This is a genomic window from Paenibacillus sp. FSL H7-0942, from assembly GCF_045040715.1.
GTDB lineage: Bacteria > Bacillota > Bacilli > Paenibacillales > Paenibacillaceae > Paenibacillus > Paenibacillus amylolyticus.
Genome location: NZ_CP150279.1, coordinates 5,661,907 through 5,676,178, shown reverse-complemented (window position 1 = coordinate 5,676,178; position 14,272 = coordinate 5,661,907). Strand labels below are relative to the sequence as shown.

At 47.4% G+C, this 14,272-nt stretch carries 8 protein-coding genes; 6 read left to right on the top strand and 2 right to left on the bottom strand.

Annotation, left to right across the window (positions count from 1 at the left end; genetic code table 11):
- The first annotated feature begins 172 nt into the window (after window positions 1-172).
- The 4 genes from MHI48_RS24990 (at window position 173) to dnaI (ending at window position 8,662) form a co-directional block, all read left to right on the top strand.
- A complete protein-coding gene (locus tag MHI48_RS24990; protein WP_076329001.1) occupies window positions 173-1,492 on the top strand; it encodes a glycoside hydrolase family 125 protein in 1,320 nt (439 codons plus the stop codon).
- A complete protein-coding gene (locus tag MHI48_RS24985; protein WP_076329002.1) occupies window positions 1,489-4,668 on the top strand; it encodes a beta-galactosidase in 3,180 nt (1,059 codons plus the stop codon). The genes MHI48_RS24990 and MHI48_RS24985 overlap by 4 nt, the downstream gene beginning before the upstream one ends.
- On the top strand, window positions 4,665-7,448 hold the full coding sequence (locus MHI48_RS24980) for an alpha-mannosidase (RefSeq protein WP_076329003.1): 2,784 nt from the start codon (window positions 4,665-4,667) through the stop codon (window positions 7,446-7,448). Before MHI48_RS24985 ends, MHI48_RS24980 begins: the two co-directional genes overlap by 4 nt.
- A gap of 263 nt (window positions 7,449-7,711) precedes the next feature.
- Window positions 7,712-8,662: a primosomal protein DnaI gene (gene dnaI / locus MHI48_RS24975; protein WP_036605787.1), complete on the top strand. Its 951-nt coding sequence runs from the start codon at window positions 7,712-7,714 to the stop codon at window positions 8,660-8,662.
- A gap of 179 nt (window positions 8,663-8,841) precedes the next feature.
- On the opposite strand, the gene MHI48_RS24970 is transcribed toward dnaI, so the two are convergent.
- A complete protein-coding gene (locus MHI48_RS24970) occupies window positions 8,842-8,997 on the bottom strand; it encodes a YqzM family protein (protein WP_143781130.1) in 156 nt (51 codons plus the stop codon).
- A 262-nt stretch (window positions 8,998-9,259) separates the two neighbouring features.
- Between MHI48_RS24970 and trxA the strand changes: the two genes are divergently transcribed.
- Both trxA and uvrC read left to right on the top strand, forming a co-directional pair.
- The gene (gene trxA / locus MHI48_RS24965; RefSeq protein ID WP_036605788.1) at window positions 9,260-9,577 is read left to right on the top strand and encodes a thioredoxin; all 318 of its coding nucleotides are present in this window, start codon (window positions 9,260-9,262) and stop codon (window positions 9,575-9,577) included.
- Window positions 9,578-10,050: 473 nt separating this feature from the next.
- A complete protein-coding gene (gene uvrC / locus MHI48_RS24960; RefSeq protein WP_076329004.1) occupies window positions 10,051-12,138 on the top strand; it encodes an excinuclease ABC subunit UvrC in 2,088 nt (695 codons plus the stop codon).
- On the opposite strand, the gene MHI48_RS24955 is transcribed toward uvrC, so the two are convergent.
- A complete protein-coding gene (locus MHI48_RS24955; protein WP_076329005.1) occupies window positions 12,107-13,804 on the bottom strand; it encodes a CPBP family intramembrane glutamic endopeptidase in 1,698 nt (565 codons plus the stop codon). The two genes, uvrC and MHI48_RS24955, sit on opposite strands and share 32 nt — an antisense overlap.
- Window positions 13,805-14,272 lie beyond the last annotated feature (468 nt).

Genomic DNA, 14,272 nt, shown 5'->3' with positions numbered 1-14,272 from the left:
CGAAGCGTTCGCCTTTATCCCCGGATTTACCCTTTAGAAAAGGGAATCAAAAAAATCTGGGGATAACAGCGATCAGAAGGTTATTCTGTCATCGTAGTGGCTAGTGTGAATGTTCTCAGCTTGATCTTTTATAGCTACACCATTCAATTTGTTTAAGGAGTTGCACTCATCCATGGAACAGTTCAGATTACCCAAAATACCAATGCCACCTGTTGCTTTGCCACAATCCATTCAGGCCGTGCTCGAAGAAGCAGAACAGAAACTGGCTCACCGACCGAAGCTGCTTCAATTATTCAAAAACTGCTTCCCCAATACCATCGAAACAACAACCAAGTTGATGGAGGATGGTACTACGTTTGTGATCACAGGAGATATTCCGGCTTCCTGGCTGCGTGATTCCGTGGAGCAGGTAGTACATTACATTCCGTTTGCAAAAGAAGACGAGGACCTGCAACGCATTATTGGCGGGCTGATCAAACGTCATATCCAATATGTTCACATCGATCCCTATGCCAATGCCTTCAATGAGACGGCGAATGACTGGCACTGGAATACCACGGACGAGACCGAGATGTCGCCTTGGGTGTGGGAACGCAAATTTGAGATTGACTCATTATGTTTTGTTGTACGTTTGGCTTATTTATATTGGAAGGAAACCGAGCTGACTGACATTTTCGATTCAAGCTTCAAGGCAGCGATGCGTAAAATTGTGGACCTGTTCAAAGTCGAACAGCATCACATGGAACAATCTCCATATCGCTTTACTCGTAATAACGGCATCCCAACAGATTCCCTGCGCAATCACGGAAAAGGTATGCCAGTCAACTACACGGGGATGATCTGGTCCGGTTTCCGTTCCAGTGATGATGCGTGTGATTTCCACTACAATATCCCTGGCAACATGTTCGCGGTTGTAGCTCTGCGCCAAATGCAGGAGTTTGCCGAGTGGGTGTTCCGGGATATGGAGCTTTTGCAGGAATTAAAGGATCTGGAGCAGGACGTGGATCACGGTATTCAGTTGTACGGGATTTATCGTCATCCGGAATTTGGACCGATCTATGCGTACGAGACGGACGGTTATGGCAACCACTGTCTAATGGACGATGCGGGTACACCAGGACTCATGTCCATTCCATATCTGGGTTACGTCACAGCGGATGATCCGATCTACCAGAATACGCGCCGCTTCGCTCTGAGCAAAGAGAACCCATTCTATTATGAGGGCAAGGTTGCCAAAGGGATTGGTAGCCCGCACACCCCACCAGATTACATCTGGCATATGGGATTGTCCATGCAAGGACTGACTGCGCAGTCTGCCGAGGAGAAACTGGAGATTATTCGCATGCTCGAAGCGACAGATGCAGATACAGGTTATATGCATGAAGGCTTCCACGCCGATGATCCAACGATTTTTACACGAAAATGGTTTGCATGGTCCAACAGCCTGTTCTCCCAGTTGGTCTACAGATCGATGAAGGATGGCCTGTTATGAGTATCCAACCTAATGATAAAAAGCTGATTATCTTCGCTGATCCTGCGTTTCCGATGGAAGGTGCTTCTCCAACTCATGAGGCTCTGGATACATGGAAAGCAGTCGAAGAGATCACCGTTGTAAACGCCGAAGAACTCGCAGAGGTTTTGAAGACCACAGCAGGTGAAGGATGTCTGGTCAATCTGCATGCACCCTATTTTCCCAAGTCCGCCTGGACGGAGATTGCAGCTTACTTGCATCAGGGCGGAAGCCTGATCAGTGTGGGGGGCGCACCCTTCAAACGTCCGGTTCGATATGAAAATGGGGCATGGGTTGTAGAGTCCGAGCAGACCGCGTATCATCAGGAACTCTATATTCATGAGGCACTGAACGTATCTTCTGCCAATGTGCAATCGTACACTTCATCCGAACAGATCCCGCTTCTCACTGGGAAAGAGGGGCTGTTTGAGAAGGCAGATACATGGAATTTGGTTCCACATACAACCAAAACAAGTGATCTGCCCCACCAGATGGGGTCATCAGGACCGATGAGTACGCAGATTTATCCATTGCTTCGTGGCATGAGTAAAGACGGGCGCAGTGTCGCCGCTCCGGTCGTTCTGTGGGAAAACTCCCGCGGGACTTTCGTAGGTTCACGCTGGATGTTTGTACATCTGCCGCTGACCACCTCATTCTGGACGCAGGATGGCGCTGCCGAGATTGTGAAATGGGCGCAATTCTGTGCGCAAGGTGTAACTGAGTTATCCCTGAAAACGAATTATGCTTCGTATGAGCCAGATGAGCGGGCTGTACTCACACTTCAAGGCCAGATTTTACAGCGAGCAGGCAACAGACTTACCGAGTCCGAGCTGTGGGCATTCGACATAACAGTCGAGCATGAAGATCGCACAAGTGGCACGACGGAGAAGGTATGGAGCCATCGACTGGAGATGGAACTTGCCGGTGAGCAGCGGTTTGAACGTATACTTCTCCCGGTTTCCATTGAAAGTGGGCTGTATCGGATCATATGCCACGCGCAGGCTCCTGACGGTGAAGTTCGGACCTTGCGTCAAGGCTTCTGGGGACAGGATGCTGCACTGCTGGCAGAAGGGGAAGTGATTACCCGCAGCAGGGATTATTTTGTAAAAGACGGACGTCCTCTCCCTGTTGTGGGTATGACCTACATGACCTCTGATGTGGCACGGAAATTTCTGTTTCTGCCGAATGCGGATGTTTGGGATCGAGACATGGCCCAGATGGCAAAAGCCGGCATCAACTGGATTCGGACAGGAATCTGGACCGCCTATCGCAACATGATGCAGGTGGACGGACATATGGCAGAGGATGTGCTTCGTGCCATTGATGCATTTATTTTAACGGCGAAACGCCACGGCTTACAGGTCACGTTCACTTTCTTCTCCTTTACACCAGAGACATGGGAAGGCACGAATCCGTATTTGGACCCGCAGAGTGTCGAAGCACAGAAACGTTTCATCCGCAGCATCGTTAGTCGTCACACGGATACAACACATGTGGACTGGGATCTGATTAATGAGCCATCGATGTTTGATCCGGTGCGTATCTTCTCGGCAGGCCCACGCTCGGCGAGGGATTCGTATGAACAGCAGGCTTTTATCGCTTGGCTTCAGCAGCGTCATGAGACGATTGAAGCGTTGCAGGAGGCATGGAACATGTCGCCGAAGCAGCTCCCCAACTTTGCAGCCGCAGTGATCCCGGAGGCGGAAGAGATTAACTTTGATGTACAGGACATGCACAAGGCCAAAAAGGGAACACGCTGGCTCGATTACTGTCTCTTCTCTATGGAGATGCACAATGTTTGGGCAAGAGAGCTTGTAGGTACGATCAAAGACCTGGTTCCCGATCATCTGGTTACCGTGGGACAGGACGAAGCCCTTGGTGCACAGCGTCCTTCTCCGTTCTTCTATGAACGTGAAGTGGATTATACAACCGTGCATTCCTGGTGGTTGAACGATGATCTGATCTGGGATGGCATTTTCGCCAAAACGCCATACAAACCGAATCTCATTCAGGAGACGGGCATCATGTATGTGGAAACCCCCGATGGGCGAGCTAAGCGTACGGAAGAGGAGCTTCGTGGTATTCTCGAACGAAAGTACGCCTATGCTTTCTCGACAGGCGGCGCTGGCGCCGTGCAATGGATCTGGAACACCAACTTTTATATGGATAATGCCAATGAGTCCCATATTGGGGCCCTTCGTGCAGATGGTACGGAGAAACCCGAGGCGGATGTGTCTTATGATTTTGGCCGATTCATGCATGGCATTCGTGATCTCTTTGAAGACCGCGAGCTGGAGGATATTGCAGTCGTGTTCCCGTATTCCAATGACTTCTCCAACCGTGCCCTGGCCTATGATGCCACAACAAAGCTTACTCGTGTAATGTCCTATGATCTGAAATTGCCATTCCGTGCGTTATCCGAATATCATCTGGAAGCGTTGGAGCAGCAGCCACCGAAACTGATTATCGTGCCGAGTCCACATAATATGGACAGCGATGCACTTCAACAATTGCTCACGTTTGCGGAGAAGGAAGGCACGAGCCTGCTCATTACAGGGCCGCTGGGACTGGACGCATACTGGAAGGCAACTGACCGGGCCGATCATATCGTAGGTAAACGCAGTCTGGGTAACGTACAGCGGGAAGAATTGCTGAATATTAATGGCGTGAATCACCGGGTGACCTATGGACGGCGTCGTATCGCCGAGGTGGCAAAGGAGACGTTGCTTCATGGGGATAAAGGTACAGCAGATGAAGTACACGTTCTGCCTTTGGGCAAAGGGAAATTAATCTGGACTCCACTGCCGCTCGAGTTAAATGGATGGGACGAGCCACTTGCTGAATTGTATCGTTATGCAACCGAGATTTCGGGCATCGAACAGGAGTTGGAATGGATATCTGGCGGAGATATCGCAGGGATCTATGGCCGGAAGCTGAGTTTTCCAAAAGGAAATCTGTATGTATTTGTATCGGAGTTTGCCTTGAACCATGAAGTTCACGTGAGAGATCAACGTACAGGTGTATCGTATGTGTTCCAACTGGAAAAAAATCGTTCGGTGCTGTTTGCCACGGATGCTTCCGGAAAGCTGACTGCGGTGTATCGCCCTGATGAGGTTGAGATTGTACAACAAGATGACAGAGGTGGGATCACACGATGACCAAGAAAAAGAGAGCACATATTATTTCGCATACCCACTGGGATCGGGAATGGTACTTGCCGTATGAGAAGCATCATATGCGTCTTATTCAGCTCGTCGATTCACTGTTGGATCAGCTTGATGAGGGATCAGACTATAAAAGCTTTTATTTGGATGGACAAACGATTATCATCGAAGATTATCTTCAGGTTCGCCCGGAGCAGAAGGAAAGACTGGAGAAGCATATCCGCAATGGGCGGATTGTGATTGGGCCATGGTACATTTTGCAGGATGCGTTTCTGACGAGTGGAGAAGCTAATGTGCGCAACATGCAGGTTGGACATAAGGACGCCAAACGTTACGGCACCCCTTCGAAAATTGGTTACTTTCCCGATACATTCGGATTGGTTGGACAGACCCCGCAGCTGATGCAGCAATCGGGCATTGATAATGTGTTTTTTGGTCGTGGTGTGAAGCCGACGGGATTTAACAATACGGTATCGGATGCCGGATATGAATCAAGCTTCTCGGAGCTGATGTGGGAAGGACCAGACGGATCAAAAGTGCTCGGCGTATTGTTTGCCAACTGGTACTCCAACGGAAATGAAGTTCCAGTAGACGAGGAATCGGCCCGCAAGTTCTGGGAAACCAAGCTTGCAGATGCCGAGAAATATGCATCGACCAATGAGTTGTTGTACATGAACGGATGTGATCACCAGCCGATTCAGCGAGATCTGCCAGAAGCGATTCGCATGGCTGAACAATTACATCCCGATATCGAGTTCATTCACTCCAACTTTCCGGATTATCTGGAAGCTTTGAGAGCATCGTCTGAACATGAACTGTCCACGGTCAAAGGCGAATTGCGCAGCCAGCGTACCGATGGCTGGGGAACTCTGGTGAACACCGCCTCAGCTCGTGTGTATCTGAAACAGATGAACCAGCTGGGCCAGACTATGCTGGAAAAAGTGGCTGAACCCCTGGCATCCTACGCCTATCTGCTTGGACATGCCTATCCACATGATCAACTGACGTATGCCTGGAAAACGCTGATGCAAAATCACCCGCATGACAGCATCTGTGGATGCAGTGTGGATGAGGTGCACCGCGAGATGGTGACACGGTTTGATAAGAGCCGTCATGTAGCAGAGGCTTTAATTGAAGAGAGCACCAGACAGATTGCTACAGCTGTCGATACCTCCATCTTTGAGCGTTACGGCGAAAATGCCCGGCCTGTTGTAGTGTTTAATACAACGGGGTGGGAACGCAGCGGTGTAGTTCAGATGGAACTGGACGCGGCTCGGTTGTATTTCCGGGATGGACATACGTTGGAAGAGATGGCGACGCAGATGAAAGCCGTTGACCTGTCAGACCGCGTACTTGTAGATGAAAATGGTAACCACATTCCATGTACGGTGGAGGATCTGGGTCTACAATTCGGCTATGATCTGCCGGATGATCGCTTCCGCCAACCGTATAGTTGTCGGCGAGTACGTATTCGTTTTGAAACAGAAAATGTAGCTGCATTTGGACTAAAAACCTATGCATTGGTCAACTTTGTGGATCATTCAAAGAGTGGCTCTCCATCGAAAATAAATACCTTGTTGCGTGGTGAACGTGGCATGGAGAATCAATATTTGATCGTCACGATTGCAGACAACGGTTCATTCACACTCACAGACAAACGAACAGGCCGGACTTACAAGGACCTTGGCGTGTACGAAAATGTGGGTGATATCGGTAATGAATACATGTTCAAGCAGCCAGAGAACGAAGTGGCGCGGACAACACAAGCGCTTCAGGCCGAGATTCGGGTATTAGAAGATACATCATACTTGGCCTCGTTTGAAGTGATTCATCATTGGGAAATACCGGAGTCTGCGGATGAGATGCTGGATCAGGAACAACGGGAGCTGATTTATTATCCACATCGCAAAGCCCAGCGTTCAACTAAAATGATTCCGCTCCAGATTCGTACAGTGATATCACTGAGTCGTAATGGAAAAGGAGTACAAATGGAAACAACCTTTAACAATCAGGCGAAGGATCATCGGGTGCGTGCTCTTTTCCCAACGGATCTTGTATCTGCTGTTCATCATGTGGATTCCATGTTCGAAGTTGCAACACGTGATAACAAGCCTGCACCGGAGTGGCAAAATCCAAGCAATACACAGCATCAACAGAATTTTGTGGATGTGAGTGAAAAGGACGCCGGATTGGTCGTTGCCAATCTGGGCCTGAATGAATATGAAGTCCTTCAAGATGGACGTAACACCATCGCCGTAACGCTGCTTCGTGCTGTGGGCGAACTCGGAGACTGGGGTTTGTTCCCGACACCTGAAGCACAATGCCTTGGTGAACATACATTTCAGATCGAGATCATTCCGCATGATGGCAATGGTGCAGCGTCAGGTGCATATATCGAGGCCTATCAGTTCCAGGTTCCTTGGACGCTGGCACAAACCGAAGTACACACGGGTTATCTGACACCTAACAACACACCGTTTGCATGGCAAGGAGACGGCTTGGCTTTTTCTTCACTCAAGGTGAATGAAGATTCCGGCGATGTCATGTTACGCTGGTTCAATATGACCACCGACTCTGCCACGTTGAAGCTTGCAACATCACAAGCGAATCCGCAGCCATTCGAAACGGCATACAAAAGCAACATCCTGGAGGAAGAGGGCGAAATACTTCATCTCAACAGCATAGAAGAGGCATCAACATTATCATTTGCCACCAAGGAATGGAACATACAGACAGATTCATGCGAGATCGTTACTGTCGGCTTGCGCCGCTGATCAAAGTTGTTTAAAGAGTCGAAAAACAGACTTTTGAACACACACTAAAAGGTACAGGACTGCAAGTGTACTATAAACTAGGCATTACGTACGGTGGCAGAAGGGTTACGCTATTTACCAGATCTATGAGTTGAGTTATTGGTTGTTTTTCTATAGAATGAACAGTAGAATTGCAAATGATCGAAAGTCCCTATGCCATCAAGATGGTCACAGGTACACTTCATTGTTCATTCTATATTGAAACATTAAGGGGGCTTGAAGCCATGGAATCCTTGGGAGGACTGCTTCAGCAGCTGAACCCTGCCTTTCGTGAGCAATCGCGGCGGATTGCGGCGGAATTGATGGAAAATCCGTATGTACGTGAATTCCGCGCAGGTCATCCTGAACTGCAAGATGCACAGCTCATGACCGATCTGAGCAAGCTGTTTCAGTACGCCAAAGACTCAAAGAACTGTGCGAATTGCCCAGGACTCGACAACTGCCCTAACGATTTTCAGGGCCACTTTTGCAAACTGGAAGTAGAACATTTTAACGGTAAACCCGAAATCATAGATATAAAAGCGCCTTGTTCCAAACATATCGCCCGGCAAAATGAACATATCATTAAGCAACGCATTCGCAGTTTCTATGTGGACGAGCGTGCGCTCAGTGCCGGATACAACGACGTGGAGATTATGGGCAAGGATCGGATGCGTGCTCCGGCAGTAAATCAGGTGCTTCGTTATATTAGCGAGACCAAGGAGAATGGATTATCTCCGCAAGGACTGTTTCTGGAAGGAACATTCGGGACGGGCAAGACGTTTCTGATGTGTTACCTGCTGCATGAACTGGCGGTTGCAGGCCACACGGGTGTCATTATTTATATGCCTGACTTTGTGGAGGATCTGAAATCCATGATTAGTGAAGGGCAGAAGCTGAAGGAAATGACGGATATTTTGAAAAGTTGTGATCTGCTCATCTTTGATGATATCGGGGCAGAGAATCTGAATCCTTGGGTTCGAGATCATGTGATGGGGTCTATTCTGAACTATCGGATGAATCGTAAACCTACGTTCTATACGTCCAATTACAATTTGGATGGGCTTGAAAAACATCTTAGTTTCACCAATCGGGACGGCGAGGAAATGAATAAAGGGCAACGTCTTATGGACCGGATTCGTCCATTTGTGGATGTAATCTCCGTTCGGGGTGAGAATCAGCGCGGTAAACGTTGAACCGATCTAATTGAACGAAATGGTTCTGGACAAGGTTAATCTTCAAATTATTGGTGGAGCTTACGATTTAGAAGCTGAGCTGATTGCAATCAAAAGCTAAAGTAATCCCAAAAAAAGCCTGGCTTTCGCATTGTCGCGAAAACCGGGCTTTTCTGGTCCTGCGTAAGCCTGGAAGCATCCTATTCGGTGAGGAATTTGAAGATAACCATACCGAAAAAGATCACTGTCATCAGGCCGGCCATGCCGGCAACACCCGCGATCAGATCAAACAGATCGTTGCGGGGTTCCTCGTTCACATGTTCACGCGGGTCGTTGATCCGCACATTTGCATCCATGTTATTGCCTCCTTATGGGGAAACAGCTTGCCCGTATGGGGGCTGAAACCCGGAGTAATTTTAGTATACTTGGAAAAGAAAGCGTTTGTAAAGATTTTGAAGTTAGTATCCCACATCCTGTAATTGTGAAGATTTGATGTTGGGAAGATGAACATTGCAGCGTTCAATTCACAAGTTTGACGTACCTGTGTTATACTGGAAGTGTCGTTCACGACGTTACAGGTTAAAATAAACCGTAAGTATATATAAGGAGGACAATTTCATGGCTATTGTTAACGTATCCGATCAATCCTTCAACGCTGAAGTAGAAGGCGAAGGAACGGTTCTTGTTGATTTCTGGGCGCCTTGGTGTGGTCCTTGTAAAATGCTCGCTCCAATCCTGGAAGAGCTGTCCACAGAAGTTGGCGATGCAGTGAAAATTGCTAAAGTTAACGTGGATGAAAATCCGGAATCAGCTTCCCGCTTTGGCGTAATGAGCATTCCAACTTTGATCTTCTTCAAAGACGGTCAACCGGTAGATAAAGTGGTTGGTCTGAACTCGAAAGATGCACTCAAAGGAATTATCGAAAAACACCAATAATTTACAGGCTTACACATACGCCTCCGGTTTACATGCCGGGGGCGTTTTGCGTCGAATACCTTTATATAGGACAATATAAAGTAAAAATATTTTTTACACTTGAATGTAGAGTACAGAACCGATCTGGAGAAGCGAAGTGCTCGCGTTTATCCCGGATTCATCTCTGATATATAGATGGAACTAATTATTTACACAGTAACGGAGAGGACAGAAAAAACCTGAAGAAGCGAAGCGTTCCCCTTTATCAACAGATTTTTCCCTTGAGAAAAGGGAATGAAAAAAATCTGGGGATAACAGGGATTGGAAGGTTGTTCTGTCATCGTAGTGTCAGTGTGTATTATCTTTAGTTTCTTCTTATAAAAAAGGTGACTCAGAGACAATCCGATAACGGATTGGAAGACGGTACTGTAATCAGAATGGCTTAGTGTAACCTTTTATTTATACTTTTTTCGGGAAGGAGGATTCACCGAATTATGGATCAATTCATCAATGATTTGCAGGATCAGGAGAAGGCATTGGAGCAGATTCGTCACAAGCTCGCTTTGCTGCCAGACATGTCTGGATGTTACCTGATGAAGAACAGTGAAGGCACCATTATCTACGTAGGTAAGGCCAAAGTGTTGAAGAACCGCGTACGCTCTTATTTTATCGGCAGTCATAACGGAAAGACCCAGCGTCTGGTGTCCGAAATCCGTGATTTTGAATATATTGTGACGGGCAGTAACATGGAAGCACTCATTCTGGAGTGTAACCTGATCAAGAAACATATGCCGCGGTACAACGTGTTGCTCAAGGATGACAAGACATTTCCATATCTTAAAATTACAAATGAAAAGCACCCCCGGCTGGAAGTAACTCGGCGCGTGCTGAAAGATAAAGCCAAATATTTCGGACCTTATCCGAACTCATATGCGGCACACCAAACGAAAAAACTGCTCGACCGCATGTATCCACTGCGCAAATGTGGTGTAATGCCCAAAGAAGTCTGTCTGTACTATCACATGGGACAGTGTCTTGCGCCTTGTGTGAAGGAAGTGGAGAAGGAGCAGTACGACCAGATTTCACAAGAGATTGGTTCATTTCTGAGCGGTGGTCATGAAGAGATTAAGAAGGATTTGCAGCGTAAGATGCAAGAGGCTGCGGAGGATCTTTATTTTGAACGTGCCAAGGAACTGCGCGACCAGGTAATCGCCATCGATGCGATGATGGAAAAACAGAAAATTACGATGGCCGATGCCAGAGACCGTGATGTATTTGGTTTTGCCATTGATAAAGGCTGGATGTGTGTCCAGATTCTATATATGCGTCAGGGTAAAATGATTGAACGTCACGTATCAACCTTCCCGTTTTACGGTGAGGCGTACAGTGATTTCATGTCCTACGTGACGCAGTATTACAGTGATAATCCGGCATTGCCACAAGAAATTTTGTTGCCGGAAATGCCCAAGGATCTTGCAACGGATAACGACAGTTTGGATACAGTATCTGATGCTGAGGGATCGGTACCTGCCGCAGTTACGGTAGAATTCGAGCAGATGGGACAAGTGGAGCACAGTAACGCTTCCCAGCCATTGGTTGCTGAGACTCGTGCAACTTACGGAGGTTCCACTGAGGCAGAAGGTGAACAACCTGACAGTATGCAAGAGGATGCTCCAATAATGGATACAACTGCTTCAAATGAAAAGCTTCCATCAGGACTGGAAGACCCAACTCAGGTTGCTGCTGCTTTACAGGAGTGGTTGGAGATCAAAGTGCTCATTCCGCAACGTGGATTGAAACGCCAGATGATTACGATGGCTGTGGATAACGCACGTGTGGCATTGGAAGAGAAGTTCCGTTTGATTGAGCGAAATGAAGAACGTACATCCAAAGCTGCCGAAGGACTGGGACGTTTTATTGGATTGGATCAGCTTCACCGTATTGAAGCGTTTGATAACTCGAACATTCAGGGTACAAACCCGGTATCTGCCATGATCGTATTTACCGATGGTAAACCGGATAAGAAGGAATATCGGAAGTACAAGGTCCGTTCGGTTGAAGGGCCGGATGATTATGAAACGATGAGAGAGGTCATCCGTCGCCGTTACGAACGGGTATTAAAAGAAAACCTGACCCAGCCTGACCTGATTGTGGTCGATGGTGGTAAAGGACAGATCTCGGCTGCGGTCGATATTTTGGAAAATGAGCTGGGGCTGTTTATTCCGGTATGTGGTCTGGTGAAGGATGCGAAGCATAAAACTTCGCAGTTGATGATCGGTAATCCACCAGAAGTCATCTCCCTGCCACGGGATAGTCAGGAATTCTACCTGTTGCAGCGGATACAGGAAGAGGTCCACCGTTTTGCGATCTCGTTCCACCGGGAACAGCGTGGCAAATCGATGGTGACATCACGTTTGGATGCCATTCCGGGTATTGGAGAAAAGCGGCGTAAGTTGCTGTTGAAGCATTTTGGCTCTTTGCGCAAAATAAAAGAGGCCAGCGTTGAAGACTTCCGGCCTCTCTCTATTGGTGACAAACTGGCAAATCAGATTATTGCAGCACTTCGGGATGAGGAGTCGTAACATACGGCTTCTCTTTTTGTTTTGGATTGAATTTGTAGACCACATATCCAACGATGGCCGGCAGTACAATCCAGAAGAGTCCAGCTGTCATATTCAGGGCATCACCCATAAAGACCAAGCTGAGTCCCATCAACAAGCTGTCGAAGATCACATGGGCAAATACAACGGCAATGAAGCCGTGACGCAGCATGATCAGACTGAACAGCAATCCAATCACCAACAGCTCAATGGGACGGGTGATTACTGGATAGATCGGATACAATGTGTGTCCAAGTGCCCAAATGATGGTTGGAATCAGACAGGCAATAAACGTGTTACGCACAATCTTTTGCATCATGCGAATGCCGAACAGTCGATAAACAGTTTCTTCACCAATACCGGCCATCCAGGCCATGATCGGGAAGAGCCAAGCATAGGTCATATTAAATGTAGATTGATCTGCTGACGTCGTTGACCATGTGCCAATGCTTCGCTCCAGAATGAAGAACAGGATGGATTGCACACCCAGTAGAATGAATGCCCACAGGTAACCAGCAACCATGCTGTGAAGTACATATTTTCCATATCCAGGTTCTTTGGCACGAGGCCATGGGTTCAGACCTATTTTACGCCACATGCCGTCACCAGCAACGAGGGATAGATAGATGGTTGCACTCATGACCAGTGTAATACCTATCTGAAATAACATCAGGAACGCTAACATGAAGTTGGAGAATCCCTGTGCCTGAAGCAGAGGAATCATGTTCAGCGTGCCAATCACCGAAGCTGCGAAATACACCAGCGAGAGAATGATCCCGCGTTTGAAAGACGTATGTGTTCGGGTCAGAATGCTATAGATAATGGCCAGCACGCCCAGAACAAGGGTCAGGAATGCATAGCCGCCATAGGTCATCCAGTTGGCTTGACGCGTCTGAGCTTTCACATAATCGGTATGGGATTCAGGGACCGAGAAGCCAGGATCGAACGATCGTACCGCACCCTCTTCAAACGTAAAATTTAATTCAAGCTTGGAGTCTCCAATGGCTTTTGCAGAATCTGTATACTTCAGTCCCGCTTCACCATCGCGAGTCTCCAGTTGAAGTGTCGGCACTTCATAACCGAATTCGGTCAGAACACCAGCAGCAAGCTGTTGTTTCTCGTCCAAAGATATATTGCCTTCAGCAAGTACTTGCGATGTGGTCACTCGTCCACTAACCTGCTCCGCCTCAATGGCAGTATAGAGAGAAGAAGGCAGTTCCCGTTTGAAGCCGACGACTTTTCCTGTTTTCATATGTACGTCAACATTAAGATATCCGCCTTTGTGTTGATCAGGCAAACGAACGCGGAATACATCGTAAGGATAGCTTGTTTCCCATTTCTGGTTATAGGTATCAAGTTGTTTGGTTTTGGCCATATACCCGTAGATATCGGAATGTGTCTGGTAGGTTACCAGGGTTTTTGCATCATCATTTGGCAGTGTATAGTCATTCACAGAAGCTGCGAATGATCGTGCGGATTGCTTCGCCTGCTCCTTGGTTATGAAGGACGTGGATGAAATTTCTGTCGTTTGAGATGAGGTAGCAGGAAAGATCTGAAATACAAAAAATAGAATCAGGCCAATCGCCGCAAGCAACCCTAGCCGCTTGAAGTTAGCCTTGAGTTGCAAAGGCTGCCCTAAGGGATTCATGTAATGGTGTTCCTCCTTTATTGATAGAGGTAGTTCAAAAAGTCCGCTTTTGATTACGAAGGTTGCCTAACGGCATCATCAGCATCGAATATGGAATTCAGCCGAAATGTCCGTTGCTCACGTAGCTCGATCTACGCTCCGCTACTCCATTTCTATCTTCATCCCATCTTCTTGGTACTGAAAACCGCCCTTTTTGAACACGCACTAATATGGATATTAAAGTTAACATAGCACAGGCCAAGCACCGAATGCCAATGATGTAACGAAAACAGGTGTAAATCCTTGAAAATGAATGAAAAGGACCGAAAGAATCTGATCCATCCGTCGCCATATCTGAGTTCTTCCCTTTTTGGCTGAATTCGATCCGATTTCCACAAAAAACGTTTTGTCTACAAACGTCGCAGCGCTTATAATTTTGAAACAAATGTGCAATGATTCGCATGTCTTTCGCCCAACAAGGGAACGAAT